Source organism: Halobacteriovorax sp. (assembly GCF_041587335.1).
Taxonomy (GTDB): Bacteria; Bdellovibrionota; Bacteriovoracia; order Bacteriovoracales; family Bacteriovoracaceae; genus Halobacteriovorax.
Window position 1 is genome coordinate 17524 of the sequence record NZ_JBFGYP010000022.1, and the last position, 18323, is coordinate 35846.

Sequence of the window (18323 nt, forward strand, 5' to 3'; positions counted from 1 at the left end):
TGATACCTCTTTAATAATTATTCACTTAATACTGAATCTTTAAATTTTGCTAATTGATTATCTAACGAAGCATCAAGCTGTAGATCTTCTACAGTTACTTTGTAACCTGCTGTGATGTCTTCATTTTGTACATATGTTAATTCTGTTGTTAAACCTAGTTTATCCTTAAGATATGCTGTCATCTTAGTTTTAAACTCTGGAGATACATCAGAATCACTACCTTCAATCGTTCCTCTCAAGAAGCCTTTGTTATGATCATCAATCACAATTACTTCTTTAAAGATAAGAGGAAAAATACTAATTCTTTTTTCATTAATTAAAAAATTAACAAAGTTAGTTACGATTGCAGATAAGCCTAACTTAGAAAGAACTTCTTTCATTACACTAGTCTTCTCTTCAACTGTAAAAACATCTAAGAACAGTACGTTTTCTAGATTGTTGTTCTTATTTATAAGAACATTTAAATCCGTAAGCTCTTTCGCAGCATCAACATTAGCTTCGTTTGCTAATTCGATAAGTGATTGAGCGTAGGCTTTTGCAACAATTTGTTCTTTCATTACTTAACCACCAAAAGTTAGATTTCAGAAACTAGATTACTAGTAACTTTGTCTTTATATTCTTTATTTTCATTAATCTTAGATTTTGCTTTTGCAATTACCTCATCTACTAGAGATGCATTTATTGCTTTTACTGCCTGATTCTTTTCGTAGTTAACTTTTTGATCAGCATCAGTATTTAACTTCTCAATCATTGCTACTGTTTCTTCAGCACTTTCTTTTTCAAAGTTACCAACTTGCTCTTTAGTTTCTTTCATAATCTTTTCAGATTCTGCCTTAAGAGAGTTCATTTTCTTTTCATACATATCAAGCTTGATTTGAGCTTCTTTATCTTTTTGTTCAGCTACATTATAAAGAGCTTCTACGTCTTCAGCATTTTTTGTAAAGGCTGCACTGACTGGCTTTCTTAAAAGTACAATCATTACAATCACTAGAGGAATAAAGTTCCATGCTGGAAGCATAAGTTCAGAAATGTGACCTCCGTGGGCCGCTCCACCAGCTGCATGAACTTCAGTAGCTGTTAGAATTAAAGCAATTAACTTCAACATTCTATATATCCTTATTAATTTGTTAATTTATTTACAAGATCACCAGATAAAGAATCAGCTTCTTTTAGTACATTGTTTTTATGTACTTCAAGCTCGGCCATAAATTCTTTTCTCTTAGCTTCTACTTGAATATTTAATTGATTCTCTACTTCTTTTAATTTTGATTTTTGAACATCAAGTGCATTATTCTTTTTATCAGTTAAGAATGTGTACGCTTCTTGATTTGCTTTACTTAGTTCAGATTTATACTTTTGAGCAAGCTCTTCAGCTTCTGCAAATTTCTTATTTGCATTGCCTTCTAATTTCGTAGTTTTGTTTTCTCTTAGTTCTAACACTTCTTGAAGTTTTCCAAATAGGGAATACTTTAAAGCAAAGTAAAAAACTAAAACTAATGCTAGCTGATAAAAGAATGTAAAATCAGCACCTAAACTTTTAAAAATATTAAGGAAAGTATCCATACTGCCTGGGCTCCTAACTCTATTAATTTCTCTCTATATTGGAGAATTAATTTTACGATTCATGTGTATAAACGACCTTAATGAATACTTTTAAGGGCGTATAACGTCAAGGAATTTAAGAATTATCTGTTAAGAAAAATGTAATTCTGACATAGGTATTAGTACTGTTTTTGTTTACTAATTGTCTTGATCACGCATTTTTGTTGTACCGTGAAAGATAACGCCCTCTTCTACAATTAAGCTAGGCGTTGTAATTGTACCTTCAAATCGTGCAGGCTTTATTATTTCTACTCGGCTGGATGCTTTAATATTCCCTTTCACAGTACCTGATATTAAAATCACATTTGCATTCACATCTGCGTTAATAATGGCACCCTCAGAAACAATTACAGTATCGTTAGAAAAAATACTTCCATTTACAATTCCTGCAATTCTAGCAACTCCATTAAATGATAGGTTGCCTTCAAACTTACAACCCTCTTCAATAATTGCTGAAATATCTTTTTCACTGTTTTGCATCTTGTCTTCCATTTACTGGTTCTATAGGACCATTCTTTTTGCCCCCATAGAACCACTTTTAAACTGGTCCTATGGGACCAGTTTTTTTTAGCTATTCATTAAATATTCAAAAATATCATTAAACTCTGCTTCATTAGAATACTTAAGAACAATTTGTCCTGCTCCGTTTTTCTTAGAGTTCATTTGAAAATGAAAACCTGTTTTCTTTTCTAATTTTTGTTTTAAAGAATCTAATTTTTCATCGAAAAATGGATTCGCTGCCTTAGGCTCTTTAAAGTTTTTCCTAGACTTGATTAGCTTTTCTAACTCTCTTATAGAAAGGTTATTTGCTACTGCTTCGTTTGCAAACCTAATTGTTTTTTCTCTATCTTTTTCTGCTGCTAAAACCTTAGCATGCCCAAAAGATAAGAACTCTTTTTGAAGTAACTCAATTACATCTCTAGGTAGTTTTAATACCCTTAAGAAGTTTGCTACTGTTGACCTTTCTTTACCAAGTTTTTTAGCAACTTCTTCTTGAGTTAAATTATATTCATCCATTAATTGGTAATAAGCCAGAGCTTCTTCAACGCAATTTAAATCTGATCTTTGAACGTTTTCAATGATGGCCATTACCATCTTTTCTCTATCAGTTGCTCTCTTTACAACAGCAGGAATTTTAGTAAGACCTGCAAGCTTTGATGCTCTCAATCTTCTTTCACCAGCAACTAGCTCATAACCTTTATCAAGTTGAACAACTATAACTGGTTGTATTACTCCATTCTCTTTAATAGATAGAGATAGTTCTTCTAGTTCTTTCTCTTTAAATATTTTTCTTGGCTGATTTGGATTTGTTTTAATTTCTGAAATTTCAATCATTGCTGGTTGATATTCAACTACTGTTTTAACTTCTGCTTGTTTTGATTCTTGTGTGTTCTCACTTTCAGTAAACGTCATTTTATTTTTTAAATTACCAAGAACTGCATCATTATTTGCGCCTGATATTAATGATCCTATACCTTTTCCAAGTGCTACTTTTTTTGCCATTGAATACCTCGCCTATTGTAATTGGTCTTGTGATTGAATTTGAGAATTTTCTAAATTAGGAACTTCTGGCAATTCTGTTGCTTTTTGTTCTTCTACCGGTAATTCTGGTAGTCCTTCAGCCTCTCTCTCTTTCAAGATCACTTCCTTGGCCAATGCTAGGTATGCTTCACTGCCTTTAGATTCAATATCATAAAGAATAATAGGCTTTCCAAAACTTGGACATTCAGCAAGCTTAACGTTTCTTGGAATAACAGCTTCGAAAACTTTTTCTCCAAAATGTTTTCTTATTTCGCCTGTTACTTGCTTATGTAAACTAGATCTACCATCAAACATCGTTAAAAGAATTCCATCCATTTTTAACTGAGGATTTAAACTAGTTTTAATTAATCTTACTGTATTTAATAATTGAGCTAAACCTTCCATTGCTAAATACTCTGTTTGCATTGGTACAATAAATGTATCTGCTGCATTTAGAGCATTCACAGTAAGAAGGCCTAAAGAAGGAGGACAGTCGATTAAAATATAGTCGTAATCGTCCATTATTGGCTCGAATGCCATCTTCAGCTTAGCTTCCCTCGCAAATAGGCTCACAAGCTCAATTTCAGCTCCAGAGAGGTTATTATCACTTGGGCATATATGTAGAAATGGTAGCTCTGTTTGATAAATTGCTTCTTTCATTGGAGCATGACCTATCATTGCGTGATAGACATTACACTCCGTATGCTGCGTAGCATCAAGCCCTAAACTTATACTTCCGTTTCCTTGAGGATCTAGATCAATAACTAGAGTTCTCTTTTCTGCAACTGCTAAGCATGCTGCAAGGTTAATGGTAGAAGTCGTTTTACCAACTCCACCCTTTTGGTTCATCATAGCAATGATTTTAGCCATTTAGGTCTCCCCTAGGATAGTTTGTGTGTTTTAAAAATTTAGATTAGTTGCGATAGATTGACAAGATTTTTAATCTCTTTTTTTAATGTTCCACGTGGAACAGTTTTATTTTTTAATCCAATAAGTGTTCTACCATCTGTTCCTTCAAGGTCGTAGAACAACTCCTCGACGACCTTCCATTTCTTTTCTACTGGCTCTAATTCTTCAAGCTCATAGAATGATGGACCCTTATAAAAATAAACCGTCGTTTGTTCTCTATACTTAATTAATGGGAGGAATTTTTCAATTGTTCCTACTGCTTTAAATGTAATAACAACTGGTATGTCTATATTAATTGTTTCGACTCTATGGTGATAACATTTAACATTCTTGAGTCCAAGTTTCTGAGCAATCTCTTGCACAACCTTTGCCTTCTTAGCTCTAGCTTCAAAGCCCACAAATTTTTTATCTGGATAAAGATAGGCCAACGGAAGTATAGGAAACCCTCCACCAAAACCAATATCTACTACTACCTTTGTACTCTCTATCGATTTCTTAAAGACCTTACTTACTTCGAGGGGAAGAACTGAATCGACAATCTGCTTTTGGTAGAATTCTTCAAATGTTGTAATTCTAGTAAGGTTAATCCCTTTGTATTCACCTGTTAGTAAGTCATGATATTTTTTTGCAAATTCTTTCATTGAATAATGTTTCCTGCTACGTAAGCTAAAGTTGCTGGCCTAATGCCATCTATTCTCTGTAGTTGTGAGAATGTTGTTGGTTTAACTTCTTCTATCCTCTGTCTACACTCATTAGATATATTTCCACTAACGATAGACTTCCAATTGATCTGCTTCTTACCAAGTCTATAAATTCTCTCATTCTCTATTGTTGATCTATTGATATACCCTTCATATTTAATTGAAATGGCACAAGCGTATACAACTTCAGGAGTAAAGATCACTCCTCTATTTTTTAATTCTCTTTCAAGCGTTTCTACAGGATCAACTTGGCTTCTTTTAATAAGCTCTTCCAGAGTTATATTCTTTGAAAGCTCACCATATTTAACTTCCTTGAAGTATGCTTTGTTATCAGGAGTAGCATAAATACTAGTTTTCTTAACAAGATTCCATAATATATCGTACTCATCTAAGAATGCTTGTTGATATGTATCTACTTCAGTATTTAAACCAAGAGAGTTTCTATACTTGGCCATTCTATTTATAGAATTATCTTCTCTTACGTATAATCTATTCTCAGACCTAGCTGTAAATAATCTATAAGGCTCATCCCTTTTATTAGAAATTAGATCCTCTACCATTACGCCTATATAGGAATCTGCTCTATCCAATACTAGCTTATCTCTATTGAGAAGAGAAAGAGCAGCATTTGCACCAGCAATCAAACCTTGTCCAGCAGCTTCTTCATAACCAGAAGTTCCGTTTACTTGTCCAGCAAAATAAAGACCTGGCAAATCAATATATTCTAAGCAATCGCTTAACTTTGAAGTATCTACAACATCATACTCTACTGCATAACCATAAACCTCTATTTCACACTCGCTAAAACCTTCTATAGTTCTTAAAAACTCAAGTTGAACTTCTTTTGGTAAGCTTGTTGAGACACCATTTGGATAAATAGTATTGGCTTTAAGTCCTTCTGGTTCAACAAAGACATGATGTGAATGTCTATCTGGATAACGAAATGCTTTATCTTCTATGCTCGGACAGTATCTAGGTCCAACACCTTTGATTTGACCGTTATATATAGGAGATCGTTCTTTATTTGTTCTAATAATATTTAATGTATCTTCATTAGTATGAGCTATATAGCAAGAGACCTGCTCAACGAATCTTTCATATGGATTATTTAATGAAGAAAAGTTCTTAGTCTTTGGGTCACTCTTTTGCTCAACAAACTTAGAATAATCTAGTGTATCTTTGTTAACTCTGGCTGGTGTTCCTGTTTTAAACCTTGTCTCAAGTGTTGAAACCTTAGAAAATATCTCTTTCATACCTGGAGACATTTCACAATCTACTCGTCCACCAACAGTTGACACTTCACCTGTATGAAGCTTTCCATTTAAGAATGTTCCTGTTGTAACTATACATTTTGATGTAGAGAATTTAGATGAGGTTGTTTCTATCAGAAAGCCTTTACCTGACTCTTCTATTGATACGACTTTTTCCTTAACAACATTTATATTATCTACATTTTCAATAAAATCTTCTGCATGTTTTGTATATAAATCTTTATCGACCTGTACCCTTGTAGACTGAACTGCATAGCCCTTTGATTCATTTAATATTCTGTATTGAATTGCAGAACTATCTGCTATCCTACTCATTAGTCCACCAAGAGCATCTATCTCTCTAACAACTTGCCCTTTTCCTACTCCACCAATCGCTGGGTTACAGGGAGCAGAAGCAAGGCCAACTCCAGGCATCGAGAGAATCAAAACTTTTAGATCAAACTGGGAAGAAATCCATGCGGCTTCAACTCCTGCGTGTCCACCGCCCACTATTGCAATATCATATTCTTGCATTAAAACCTCTAACTTGTTCCACGTGGAACTTTTTAGATTTAAAAATAAGAAATGTTCCACATGGAACAATTAAAAAATTTGTAGAGAGATTTAAACACTTTAGAGATAAAAGTCCATAAATAATTGAAAATATTGTAAAAAAACCCTATTTTCCGATGCAGAAATTGGAAAAGATATTATTTAAAACATCATCAGGAGAAATTATACCTAATAATTCCGATACTTTAGCTTCAAGTATGTTTAATTCTGATGAGATAATGGCAATATCGTTTATATTTTCCGTAAGTGACTTAAATTCCGATAACGATAAATATATATTATTTACACACTCCCGGTGTCTAGAAACTAATAACGGATTATCACTACAGAGAGAATTAAATTTCTTCAAAACAAGTAATTGGATAGTATCTTCTAGTGGTTCTATAGGACCACTTTTTTTCGTAGATTCTGCCCCCATAGGACCACTATACTCTGGTCCTATAGAACCAATACTTTCTGGTTCACTTGCCCCCATAGGACCGTTTATTGAGTTTGGTCCTATAGAACCACTATCTACAATAGTAAAAGTAGTAGTGTTCATCGATAGATCAGCAATAATTGCTACATCTGCACTTGGTAAGTTTGATAAGAATGCAGACGTATTAAAATTCTTCAATTGGTCTAAGTGAGAAATTATAACTAAATCAAACTTCTCACCCTCAAGTGTTTTATAATCTTCAATATTTGTTTGAAGAGGATTAACAACCAGTATTTTAAAGAAGGAAGTTGATGAGATATCAATAGCCCTTTGAATTCCAATTTGTTCAATTTGATCATCAGTCTCTCTAATACCTGCAGTATCAACAAGTCTGAATGTATTTCCCTTAATTGTTAAATACTCTGAAACGTAATCTCGTGTAGTTCCGGCCTGATCTGAAACAATTGAGCGATCATTAGAAAGAAGTAAATTAAAAAGTGATGACTTACCTGCATTAGTTTGACCAACAAGAGAGATAGAAGGGTTAACTAAGTCACTCTTATTTGACTGCACCCTTCTCCATAAAGTAGAGACTTTTGACTTAAATTCCTTAAGTGCTTCAGCTAAGAGAACCTCACATTGCTCCTCACCTACATCTTCAGAAAAATCAATGCTAATTTCAACTGAAGACTTTAACTTCAAAAATGAAGCATGAAGACCAAGGTATTGCTTATGTAAGTCACCAGATAGGACCTGCAGACCCTGATCTAACATAAAAGATGAACTTGCATTTAAAAGTAAGTCTAAGCCTTCAACCTGTGAAAGTGTTAGTTTCTTATTCTTTAGTGCTCTATAAGAGAACTCACCCTCTTTAGCTGCACGAACTAATCCACTATCAATAAATAAAGAAATAATTCTCTGTATATTAATTTGATTACCATGCACACCTAATTCAAGAGTATTCTCACCATTATAACTATTAGGGCCTTCAAAGTAAGTTAATACAACTTCATCTAAAACACTTTCTCCATCAATGAGGGCACTAAAATGACTATATCTAACTTTAATTTTATGAAGATTTATTTTAAAGAATTTTTGAAATTGAGTAATGTGATCAAATCCAGAAATACGAATAAGGCCTATAGCACTATTAGTCTGTAAACCAGTACTGCATGCAATAATAGGCCTATCATCGTATAAATGAATCATAATTAATCAGTAAGTCTGTAAACTAAAAGTTGCTGACCTACACCATAAATAGTGGAAGTGAAGATATAGAGGTTAAGACCTGCTGGTAAATCCTTCATAATGAAACCAAATACAAGAGGCATTATCATCATAACTTTTTTCTGTGTCGGATCCGCTGTTGGAGATGGGTTCAGACGCGTCTGAAGGGCCATAGCAAGCGCCATAAGCACAGGTAGTACATAGTATGGATCTTTAATAGAAAGGTCGTGAATCCAACCAAAGAATGGTGATCCTACGAACTCTTCAGCGTTATAAAGAACTTGATAAAATGCGAAGAAAATAGGCATTTGTGCTATTAACGGAAGACAACCACCTAAAGGGTTAGCACCAGCTTTCTTGAATGCTTCCATTGTTTCTTTCTGCATTCTTTGTGGATCATCTTTAAATTTTTCTTTTAACTTAGTTAATTGAGGCTGAATTTTTTGCATCTTCTTCATAGACTTGAAAGACTTGTACTGAAGAGGAAACATAATTGTTCTAATCAAAAGAGTTAGAATTATAATTGCTATACCATAGTTAGGAAAATAGTCGTGTACGAACTGAAGTCCTCTAAGAATAGGTACTGATATAATTCCAAAGAAACCAAAATCAATAGAAAGATCTAACTTATCACCAAGCTTCGCAAGTAGATCATAGTTCTTCTTAGAAAATACTATCGAACCTTCTACATTTTGAACTGAATTAACAAATGATGATCTAAACTGTCCTGACTCAGTAGTGTTAAGCCTAGCTGCTAATGGCTCTTTGAAAGTCATTGCAAATATATGGAAATTGAAATCGATAGCAATCCATCTCATTTTCCCGTCTTCTTCATCAACATCACCAACAGTCATGTGATCAAGATCTTGAGTATAGTAGCTGAACTGTCTAATTTGTCTGTTCTCTTCCTCTCTCTTTGTTGAGCTAAAAATAACTCTAAAATCGAAGGCCTCTTGAGAATCAAACTTATAAGAAACCTTACCCATCTCATCCATAATAAATTCTACATTTATTCCTAGATCAGAATTAGTTCCTGCAATATGAGAGCTATCTATTTGCTTAAAAGAAAAATTATGAGGAGCAAATCTTGCTCCCTTACTTATCTCAATTGCGAATGGTTTTTTAACACCAGTAGTAGCGAAGAAATCAAACGCTGCACCAGGGTTTTCAAAATCTTGTATAGATAAGTCTGAGTTAATAACAACAGAGTGATCGTTATTTGCAAGAGTAAAGCTTTCAAACTCAACAGAAGTTGGAACCTCTTTATCAACAGTATTAGTAACTGTTTGCGATACTTGAGTGTTAGAATTTTGTTGTGCAGTTTTAGCGTTAATTTGCTTAGTCGCTGCATTTTCTACGATTGGCTTTTGCACAGGTGCAAAATAAGTCTGCCAACCAAATAGCACTAGTCCTGAAAGAACCACTGCTAAAAACATACGTTTTTGATCATTGCTCATTTAATAAACTCCAATTAGGAATGAAAATTTTTGTTTTGATAAATACCACAATGGTAATAGCTAGGAAAGTTTTGATTCTATAATGTATTAAGTAAATGATTAAAAGATTCTCTTAAGCACTTTTCTTGATCTTCAACTGTTTTATTATTTTTTGTAACATAGGGAGAGACAATAACTAGAATATCGAGCCCCTTTTCCTTTAAGCTAGATTGCCTAAACATATCCCTCATAATTCTCTTATATCTATTGCGAATAACGGCATTTCCAACCTTCTTCGTGATAGAAAAACCAATTCTTGAATGTGAACTTGATACAAGGATGCGCGATGGCTTGTAATAAGCCATTAACCATTTTGATTTGAATCTTTTAGAGTTCTTCCTTAGATAGGAAAAATCCTGGGTCGATAAGAGACGATATGATTTATCGTAGCTATTATCGACCATAGAATATTATTTAGAACCAGTAGTAACAGTAAGTTGCTTTCTACCTTTAGCTCTTCTAGCGTTAATTATATTCTTTCCGCCAGCTGTAGACATTCTCTTAAGAAATCCGTGAACTCTTAATCTTTTCTTTCTTTTCGGTTGCCAAGTTCTCTTGCTCATCGCTCCACCTTATCTATGTATTAACATTTAACTTTAATTTACGAAGGATAACATTTACACATGGGTTTTAAAAAGGTCAATGGCCCTTTGCAAAATTTTACCATTCTTTTCATATTTTTTGGCCCTGCGAAAAAAATCTCAAGATTTGTTTGGAAATCCCAATTGGCCATGCTAAAAATTTGCACCCACACAAGCAGAGACTGAAACTACACATAGCGGAGATAGAAACAGATGAGCCAAGAGTTCCCATTCGAGCATTTCCTAAAGTCCAACAATAACCAAAACACAAATGATGTTTTCAATGAAAACAGAAGCTTAAAGGAACTTAAATTCCTAAAAGATGAAATAAAAGAGCAATCTATTAATAGCGTTGAAGAAATTTTTTCTGCTGAAGAATTTGAAACTATAGAATCTTCTTTTCTAGAAGCATTAGAAAATAGCTTAAGCCCCCAGAAATACAATGCATACTTCACAGGTGTTTTTAAACTTACAAACATAACAATGGACTCAATTGTTTTTAATGTAAGTAACCAGCTTATAAAGACAATGATTTTAAAGCATTGCGCCAATGAAGTGAAGTCAACAATCAAAGAAGTTCTTGGAAAAGAATACGAAATCATAATTAATATTGAGAATCAAAATGATTCAAAAAATAATATTCAAGAAAACCAAATAACTGAAAAGCCAAAATCTGCGGGAGAAGCTACATTTACATTAGACCTATCCCCTACTACTAATGACAAACTTTCTAAAATTGAGAGTCAATACATTCAACACATGAGTGATCCAGGAATGAATATTGACCCGACTAAGACTTTTGACAACTTTATTGTAGGTCCATCAAATAATCTTGCTCATGCTACTGCAGTGGCAATATCAAGAACTCCCGGTGATCAAGGTAAATATCCTTCTCTTTATATACATTCAAATTCTGGACTTGGAAAAACACACCTTCTCTACGCTGTTGCTAATGGTATTAAAGATAACTTCCCTCAATATGTAGTTTATCTAACTACTGCGAGAGATTTTATGAAAGAGTATATTGAATCAGTAAAGACGAAGACTGTAGACGCATTCCAAGAGAAGTTTACTAAGAAAATTGATGTTCTAATGATAGATGATATCCATGAACTAAAAGGTAAGAAAGGAACACAGGATGAGTTATTTCATGTGTTTAACGGTCTTTACACAAACGGTAAGCAGTTAATATTCACTTCTGACAAATCCCCAGAAGAAATAGATGGTATCGAAGAAAGAATAAAAACAAGGCTTCAATGGGGACTTGTAATCGATATTCAGAAGCCTGATTTTGAAACAAGAATCGCAATACTAAAAAGAAAGGCTTACGAACTTGATCTATATCTACAAGATGACATCCTTACTCTAATTGCAAATTCAATAAAAACAAACATTAGAGAGTTAGAAGGGTCACTAGTAAAACTATGCGCCTATGCTGACGTAATGAATGTAGAAGTAGACACAGAGATGGTTAAAGACATTCTGGGACTAAGCTCAAGTGATGTAGAGAGAAAGATAACATTAGATATAGTAGCTAAAGCAGCTTCTCAACATTTTAAGATACCTGTTCCAGATCTTAAGTCTAAGGCAAGAACAAAAGATATAGTAAATGCAAGATTTGTAGCGATGTATCTATCAAGAAAGATAGTAAATGCTACACAAGAAGAGATTGGTCGCTTCTACGGCGGAAGAGATCACAGCTCAGTAGTCCACGCAGAAAGAACTATTAAAGAAAAAATGATAAATGATATCTCACTTTCTAGAGATATTATCACAATAGAAAATACCTTATAAATAAAAACACATTAAATTATAAAATATCGGCCCTCAACTCAGAGGGCCTGTACTCACTTATTAACTTATGAACAAATGACTATCCATTTATTCATAATTTTTAGTGAGTAAATGAATATTCAAAAAATGTTATCCACGGCCTCGCTATGAATAACTCCAAACTTTATCCATAACTCACGGCCCAAAACATAAATTCACAACTTGTCCACAAAGGCCGTGAGTAATTAATGACAATAATAACAATAAGTTAAGTAATAAAATATGTCTTATAAACAATAGTGGATAACTTTTATTAACAAGATATACCAAGTGAGTAAAAAAGTTATTAACAAGTGAATAAAATGTGGAAAAATAGAGTAAGAAAAAGAGAAATAACAAATAGCATAATTAACTACGCTAAGTGTTGTGAATAAGGCCGTGAATAGTTCTGTATAAAAAATTATTTTTATGAGTAAAAAAATAATATACGAAACAGCTAATCTCAATCCACAAAGTTATACATATTAACTCATAATTAGAAAGACACTCAACTATCCTTTAATATTGATTTTTCTGAAGTTATAAACTTATCCACACTGTATATATAATATATATAAATTAAATATAAATATATAAAGGAAAAGGAATTCAAAAGAATTTGAAAAAGTACATTGATTTAGTAATCTGATAAGGATAAATATTTCTACACGAAATTAAGGGAAACATAAAATATGAAAATCAAACTTCACACAGAAGATTTAAAATCAGCTTTGAATAAAGTTCTATCGGTTGTAGACAAGAGAAACTCTAGACCAATATTAACTTACACGTTAATTGAAACTTCAAATGCTCAATTAAATATTTCAGCAACTGACTTAGAAGTTTCTTCAAAAGTAGTTATTAACGCTGAAGTGGAAAACCCTGGAAGGTTTTGTGTAAATGCTAAAAATATATTTGATATTTTAAAAGAATTACCTGGAACAGAAATAGAACTTTCACTAGACGATTCTTCAAATACATTAAAATTAAATTGTGGAGATATACACTACTCACTTTTAATTTATAAAGCAGATGACTTTCCACAGTTAGTTTTTAACCAAGAAGTGAATAAGTTCAAACTATCAAGTGAACAACTAGCAAATATAATCAACAAGACGTCATACGCAGTACTTAACGACGAAACAAGATTATACTTGAATGGAATTTACCTACAAGAAATTGATTCTAAATTGAGAGCAGTTGCAACTGATGGACATAGACTTTCTTTACTAGAAACAGATCTTTCAGAAAGTAATAACGAAACATTAATAAATGGAATTATTATTCCAAGAAAAGGAATCTTTGAAATTAAAAAGATTTCTGAAACTTACCCAGATACAGAAATAGAATTATCAGTTGACGATACATTTTTATACGTTAATGCAAAAAATGAATATTTCTTATCAGTAAGATTGATTGCTAGAGAGTATCCTAAATACCAAGCAGTAATTCCAAATAAGACTACATACACAATGACTACTGATAGAAACTCTTTCTTTGATGCCATCAGAAGAATTAAAATCATGTCTAATGAAAAATCAAACGGTGTAAGATTAAAGTTAGCAGATCAAACAATGACTTTAACAGCTAACCATCCATCACTTGGTGATGCAATGGAGACAATGCCTGTAGATTACAACGGAAAAGAAATGGAGATTGGATTCAATGCAAAGTACTTAATTGATACTTTACATTCTTTTGACGAAGGAGAAATATCTCTTGAGTTGAATAATGAATTAAGTCCAATAATAATTAAATCAAATTCACTTCCTAATTATTTAGGAATTATTATGCCTCTGAAACTTTAATGCAAAGTTTTAAAATTTCTAAGCTGCAAGTTACAAACTTTAGAAACTTGCAGCCAGATATAATAGAATTCAATAGTGGTATAAATTGTATTCTAGGTGAAAATGGAAATGGCAAAACAAATATCCTAGAAGCCCTTCATGTTCTCAGTACAAGAAAATCTTTTCGTAAAAACACCGGTTTTCCACAATTCTTAGGTATCGACTGTGAACAACCTGAAATAATATTTTCCTCAGTATTTTTAGATGATCAAGAAAATAGAATGAGCATATCCGCAAAAATGGATTCATCCTCAACACAATGGTATGTGGATGGCCAGCCAATGAAAAAAAAGATTGATCTTAAAATAGTTTTTATAAATCCATTTGATTCATATGCATTTCACAATACATCAAGTTTTCGAAGACAATGGATGGATCAGCATATTTCGCAATTAGATAATAATTATAAGAAATGTCTGTCCAGGTATAATTCATCTCTAAGATTTAGAAACTCATTGCTTAGTAAAAAACCAGCAATGTACAGAGAACAAATTAATGCCATTGATATTGAGTTAGCTAGATATAGTTATATTTTAACTGGAACTAGGATTAATTTTTTAAATAGAATTGAAGATTATTGCACTCAAACTTTTAAAGAAATATTTAGTGAAGAGCATTTATTAAAAATATCTCTAGATTCAAGAGTAATAGGTCTTAGTGAAAACGACATATTTAACATGTTGCAAGAAAGACTTCCGAAAGATGAAATTGTAGGTCACACAACTTACTGTGTTCACAAGGATGACTATGTGCTTCTTTTCGATGGTTTAAATTCTTTTGAATATTGTTCTCTAGGACAACAAAAAATGAGCTATTTGAGCCTCTTATTTGCCTATATCGAGCTGTTTAGGTATAACTTTAACTCCTTCCCTATGGTACTAATTGATGACGTCTCTGGTGAGCTAGATAGAAATCGGTGGCAGAAGTTAATAGAGTATTTAGAGAGGAGTTCGTTTCAAGTTTTAATAACGACAGCGAATGAAAAATTTAAAGAAGAATTAGAAACCATTCATGGTGCTAATAAAATTTATGTCCAAGCAGGTTCAATCGCGAACATGCCTAATTTAAGATGAATTAGATATTAAATGGATTTATAGGAGTATCTTTGGAAACTGAAAACACATCAATTTCTAAGGTTGGCGAAAAGTATGATGCTGACCAAATTAAAGTTCTAGAAGGTTTAGAAGCCGTAAGAAAGCGACCTGGTATGTACATTGGTGACACTTCTAATAGAGGTTTACATCATTGCGTTTATGAGATTGTTGATAACGCTGTTGATGAAGCACTTGCAGGATACTGTACAGAAATTAGAGTTATTATCCATGTTGATAATTCTGTAACTGTTGTAGATAACGGAAGAGGTATTCCTACGGATATGCACCCTACTGAGGGATGTTCAGCTGCAGAGCTTGTATATACAAAACTACACGCTGGTGGGAAGTTCAATGAAGATGGTGGAGCATATAAAGTTTCTGGTGGTCTACACGGAGTTGGTGCTGCAGTAGTTAACGCCCTATCTAAATGGGTAAAGATGGAAATTAAGAAGCATGGAAAATTACATCTTCTTAAGTTTGAAAGAGGTGAAGCTGTTTCTCCACTAGAGATTATTGGCGATTTAGATGATCCGAAACAAACTGGAACATCTATTACATTCAAGCCGGATAATGAAATTTTTGAAGTTCATGAATATAATTACGATACCCTAGCAAATAGATTTAGAGAAATGGCCTTTTTAAATAAAGGTTTAAGTATTTCTTTAAAAGATGAAAGAACTGATAAGAAAGATCTTTTTTGTTATGAAGGTGGTATTGCAGAATTCATAACTTATTTAAACAGAGCTAAATCACCTGTTCATAAAAAAGTAATAGCATTTTCACAGGCCAGAGAAGATTACGAAGTAGAAGTTGCTATGCAATGGACAGACTCTTACTCTGAAGTTTTATCAGGATATGCAAATGCAATTTGTACTCCTGGTGGTGGTACACATATCTCAGGTTTTAAAACTGCGATAACAAGAGTTCTAAATGCTTATGCAAAAGAAAACAATTTATTAAAAGGACTTAAGTCGAACTTAACTGGTGATGATATGAGAGAAGGTATGACTGCCATTATCTCGATTAAATTACCAGAGTTACAATTTGAAGGTCAGACAAAAGATAAGTTAGGTAACTCTGAAGTTGAAGGAATTGTTAACTCATTAGTTGGTGAGCAATTAAAGCAATACTTAGAGGAAAACCCTAGTTTAGCAAAAACAATTATTAAGAAATCTGTAGATGCTGCAGCAGCTAGAGAAGCCGCTAGAAAAGCAAGAGAACTTACAAGAAGAAAGTCTGCTCTCGTTGTATCAGGTCTTCCTGGCAAAATGGCAGACTGCCAAGAGAAAGATCCTGCACGTTCAGAAATCTACATTGTTGAGGGTGACTCGGCCGGTGGATCTGCTAAGCAAGGTAGAGATAGAAAAACTCAAGCAGTTTTACCTCTTAAGGGTAAGATTCTAAATGTTGAAAAAGCTCGTTACGATAAAATGCTTGCTAACAATGAAATTAAAATGATTGTTCAAGCTATGGGTACGGGAGTTGGTAAAGAACAATTTGATGTTAAAAAACTTAGGTATCATAAAATTGTTATTATGACCGATGCCGACGTCGATGGTTCACACATTAGAACATTAATTCTTACTCTACTCTATAGACAATTTCCTGAGCTAATAGAAAATGGTTATGTTTATATTGCACAACCACCACTTTTTAAATTCAAGAAAGGAAAGTCAGAAAAGTATCTTAAAGATGAAAAAGAATTAGAGGCCTTCTTAACAACAAATGCATTGAAAGATTCTGAGATAATTGCCAAAGGTGAGAAGATTTCTGCTGATGAAGCAAAAGTACTTGTTAATAAGTATAGAAATTATATGAAAACAATACAAAGTTACGATGTTCACTTTGATTCTCTACTTTTAAGACAATTAATTGAAAGATCAAATATAACTTCTGAAGTTTTAAAAGATAAGGTAGCGCTACAAGCTGAGCTAGATAAATTAACTACGTACTTTAAAGAACAAGAAGTTAATACGCTTAAGACTTATACATTTTCAATCTCAGAAGATTTAGCTCATAAATCAAATCAGATTAATATCAATGTTCGTACAACAGGTAGAACAAAGAAATTTAAGCTGAATACTTACTTTATTGAATCTCCTGACTATGCGGATTTAGTAAATGGTTTTGATGGTATGAGATCATTCGTAGGTTCAAAATTCTCAATTGAAAAAGATAAAACAGGAATTAAAGAGTTTGATTCTTTAAATGAATTTGCTGAGCATATTATTGTTGATGGAAAGCAAGGTGCCTATATACAACGTTATAAGGGACTGGGAGAAATGAACCCAGAGCAACTTTGGGAAACAACAATGAATCCAGATAATAGAACTCTTCTACAGGTTCGTATTGAAGACACTATTGAAGCTGACCAAGTATTCTCTGTTCTTATGGGTGATAATGTTGAGCCAAGAAGACAATTTGTTGAAGAGAATGCATTGAACGTTAGAAACTTAGACGTATAAGGAATTAGTATGTCAGATGAAAATAATACACCAGGTAATGGTGACGGAATAAATCACGGAAATATTGCACCTATAGCAATCCAAGATGAGATGAAGAGTTGTTATCTTGACTACGCAATGTCGGTAATAATTGGTCGTGCACTTCCAGATGTAAGAGATGGATTAAAGCCGGTTCATAGAAGAGCATTGTATGCAATGTATGCCCTAAATAACTACCATAACAAACCATATATGAAGTCTGCCCGTGTTGTTGGTGATGTAATTGGTAAGTATCACCCACATGGTGACTCTGCTGTTTACAACACTCTTGTACGTATGGCCCAAGATTTCTCAATGAGATATGTCTTAGTTGATGGTCAAGGGAACTTTGGTTCTGTTGATGGTGATGCAGCTGCCGCGATGAGATATACAGAGATTAGAATGAAGAAACTTTCAGAAGAAATGCTGAAAGATTTAGATAAAGATACTGTAGATTGGCAACCAAACTATGACGATTCATTAAAAGAACCAAAAGTATTACCAACAAAGATCCCTACTCTATTAGTAAATGGATCTTCAGGTATTGCTGTTGGTATGGCCACAAATATTCCTCCTCATAATTTAACAGAAGTTATGAGTGCTCTATCAGAATTAATTGATAATAGAGAAATGACTATTAATGAATTAATGGCACACATTCCTGGTCCAGACTTTCCTACATACGGCTCTATTCATGGAACTGAAGGAATAAAGTCTGCATATCATACAGGTCGTGGAATTATTCAAGTTAGAGCAAAAGTAGATATTGAAGTTCACGGTAAACAAGAAAGAGAAAGAATTGTTATTAC

17 protein-coding genes are annotated in these 18323 nt (G+C 33.2%); 5 read left to right on the plus strand and 12 right to left on the minus strand.

What is annotated here, in order from left to right:
• Positions 1-17 precede the first annotated feature (17 nt).
• The 12 genes from ABX784_RS05385 to rpmH all read right to left on the minus strand — a co-directional run bounded on the left by ABX784_RS05385 (position 18) and on the right by rpmH (position 10260).
• Entirely contained in the window at positions 18-557 is a 540-nt protein-coding gene (locus tag ABX784_RS05385; protein WP_372653554.1) for a FoF1 ATP synthase subunit delta, read from the minus strand.
• A 17-nt stretch (positions 558-574) separates the two neighbouring features.
• Positions 575-1105: a hypothetical protein gene (locus tag ABX784_RS05390; RefSeq protein ID WP_372653556.1), complete on the minus strand. Its 531-nt coding sequence runs from the start codon at positions 1103-1105 to the stop codon at positions 575-577.
• Between the two features lie 14 nt (positions 1106-1119).
• Positions 1120-1563, minus strand: coding sequence for a hypothetical protein (locus ABX784_RS05395; RefSeq protein ID WP_372653558.1), 444 nt, complete (start codon positions 1561-1563; stop codon positions 1120-1122).
• 177 nt (positions 1564-1740) lie between these two features.
• Positions 1741-2094 carry a polymer-forming cytoskeletal protein gene (locus ABX784_RS05400; RefSeq protein ID WP_372653560.1) on the minus strand — a complete coding sequence of 118 codons (354 nt, stop codon included), beginning with the start codon at positions 2092-2094 and terminating at the stop codon, positions 1741-1743.
• Between the two features lie 75 nt (positions 2095-2169).
• Entirely contained in the window at positions 2170-3105 is a 936-nt protein-coding gene (locus tag ABX784_RS05405) for a ParB/RepB/Spo0J family partition protein (protein WP_372653561.1), read from the minus strand.
• A gap of 12 nt (positions 3106-3117) precedes the next feature.
• Positions 3118-3993, minus strand: coding sequence for a ParA family protein (locus tag ABX784_RS05410; RefSeq protein ID WP_372653564.1), 876 nt, complete (start codon positions 3991-3993; stop codon positions 3118-3120).
• A gap of 38 nt (positions 3994-4031) precedes the next feature.
• A complete protein-coding gene (locus ABX784_RS05415; RefSeq protein ID WP_372653566.1) occupies positions 4032-4673 on the minus strand; it encodes a 16S rRNA (guanine(527)-N(7))-methyltransferase RsmG in 642 nt (213 codons plus the stop codon).
• Positions 4670-6517 (minus strand): tRNA uridine-5-carboxymethylaminomethyl(34) synthesis enzyme MnmG, encoded by a 1848-nt coding sequence (gene mnmG, locus ABX784_RS05420; protein ID WP_372653571.1) that lies wholly within the window; start codon positions 6515-6517, stop codon positions 4670-4672. The genes ABX784_RS05415 and mnmG overlap by 4 nt, the downstream gene beginning before the upstream one ends.
• A 145-nt stretch (positions 6518-6662) precedes the next feature.
• Entirely contained in the window at positions 6663-8183 is a 1521-nt protein-coding gene (locus tag ABX784_RS05425) for a tRNA modification GTPase (RefSeq protein ID WP_372653573.1), read from the minus strand.
• 2 nt (positions 8184-8185) lie between these two features.
• The gene (yidC, locus tag ABX784_RS05430) at positions 8186-9658 is read right to left on the minus strand and encodes a membrane protein insertase YidC (protein ID WP_372653575.1); all 1473 of its coding nucleotides are present in this window, start codon (positions 9656-9658) and stop codon (positions 8186-8188) included.
• 77 nt (positions 9659-9735) lie between these two features.
• The gene (gene rnpA / locus ABX784_RS05435) at positions 9736-10101 is read right to left on the minus strand and encodes a ribonuclease P protein component (protein WP_372653577.1); all 366 of its coding nucleotides are present in this window, start codon (positions 10099-10101) and stop codon (positions 9736-9738) included.
• Positions 10102-10107: 6 nt separating this feature from the next.
• The gene (gene rpmH / locus ABX784_RS05440; RefSeq protein ID WP_290736350.1) at positions 10108-10260 is read right to left on the minus strand and encodes a 50S ribosomal protein L34; all 153 of its coding nucleotides are present in this window, start codon (positions 10258-10260) and stop codon (positions 10108-10110) included.
• Between the two features lie 231 nt (positions 10261-10491).
• Here rpmH and dnaA point away from each other — a divergent pair, with 231 nt between their 5' ends.
• The 5 genes from dnaA to ABX784_RS05465 form a co-directional block, all read left to right on the plus strand.
• Positions 10492-12072, plus strand: a complete 1581-nt coding sequence (dnaA, locus tag ABX784_RS05445; RefSeq protein WP_372653580.1) for a chromosomal replication initiator protein DnaA — start codon at positions 10492-10494, stop codon at positions 12070-12072.
• Between the two features lie 710 nt (positions 12073-12782).
• A complete protein-coding gene (dnaN, locus tag ABX784_RS05450) occupies positions 12783-13898 on the plus strand; it encodes a DNA polymerase III subunit beta (protein WP_372653583.1) in 1116 nt (371 codons plus the stop codon).
• The gene (locus ABX784_RS05455; RefSeq protein WP_372653585.1) at positions 13898-15010 is read left to right on the plus strand and encodes a DNA replication/repair protein RecF; all 1113 of its coding nucleotides are present in this window, start codon (positions 13898-13900) and stop codon (positions 15008-15010) included. Before dnaN ends, ABX784_RS05455 begins: the two co-directional genes overlap by 1 nt.
• Positions 15011-15042: 32 nt before the next feature.
• Positions 15043-17496: a DNA topoisomerase (ATP-hydrolyzing) subunit B gene (gyrB, locus tag ABX784_RS05460; RefSeq protein ID WP_372653587.1), complete on the plus strand. Its 2454-nt coding sequence runs from the start codon at positions 15043-15045 to the stop codon at positions 17494-17496.
• A gap of 9 nt (positions 17497-17505) precedes the next feature.
• On the plus strand, positions 17506-18323 hold an 818-nt coding region (locus tag ABX784_RS05465), incomplete at its 3' end, for a DNA gyrase subunit A (protein ID WP_372653590.1).

Coding starts and splice junctions, on each gene's coding strand:
- ABX784_RS05405 (WP_372653561.1), bottom strand. CDS start 3,105: ATGGCAAAAAAAGTAGCACTTGGAAAAGGTATAGGATCATTAATATCA.
- rpmH (WP_290736350.1), bottom strand. CDS start 10,260: ATGAGCAAGAGAACTTGGCAACCGAAAAGAAAGAAAAGATTAAGAGTT.
- yidC (WP_372653575.1), bottom strand. CDS start 9,658: ATGAGCAATGATCAAAAACGTATGTTTTTAGCAGTGGTTCTTTCAGGA.
- mnmG (WP_372653571.1), bottom strand. CDS start 6,517: ATGCAAGAATATGATATTGCAATAGTGGGCGGTGGACACGCAGGAGTT.
- ABX784_RS05410 (WP_372653564.1), bottom strand. CDS start 3,993: ATGGCTAAAATCATTGCTATGATGAACCAAAAGGGTGGAGTTGGTAAA.
- ABX784_RS05390 (WP_372653556.1), bottom strand. CDS start 1,105: ATGTTGAAGTTAATTGCTTTAATTCTAACAGCTACTGAAGTTCATGCA.
- ABX784_RS05400 (WP_372653560.1), bottom strand. CDS start 2,094: ATGGAAGACAAGATGCAAAACAGTGAAAAAGATATTTCAGCAATTATT.
- dnaN (WP_372653583.1), top strand. CDS start 12,783: ATGAAAATCAAACTTCACACAGAAGATTTAAAATCAGCTTTGAATAAA.
- dnaA (WP_372653580.1), top strand. CDS start 10,492: ATGAGCCAAGAGTTCCCATTCGAGCATTTCCTAAAGTCCAACAATAAC.
- ABX784_RS05455 (WP_372653585.1), top strand. CDS start 13,898: ATGCAAAGTTTTAAAATTTCTAAGCTGCAAGTTACAAACTTTAGAAAC.
- ABX784_RS05415 (WP_372653566.1), bottom strand. CDS start 4,673: ATGAAAGAATTTGCAAAAAAATATCATGACTTACTAACAGGTGAATAC.
- rnpA (WP_372653577.1), bottom strand. CDS start 10,101: ATGGTCGATAATAGCTACGATAAATCATATCGTCTCTTATCGACCCAG.
- ABX784_RS05385 (WP_372653554.1), bottom strand. CDS start 557: ATGAAAGAACAAATTGTTGCAAAAGCCTACGCTCAATCACTTATCGAA.
- ABX784_RS05395 (WP_372653558.1), bottom strand. CDS start 1,563: ATGGATACTTTCCTTAATATTTTTAAAAGTTTAGGTGCTGATTTTACA.
- ABX784_RS05425 (WP_372653573.1), bottom strand. CDS start 8,183: ATGATTCATTTATACGATGATAGGCCTATTATTGCATGCAGTACTGGT.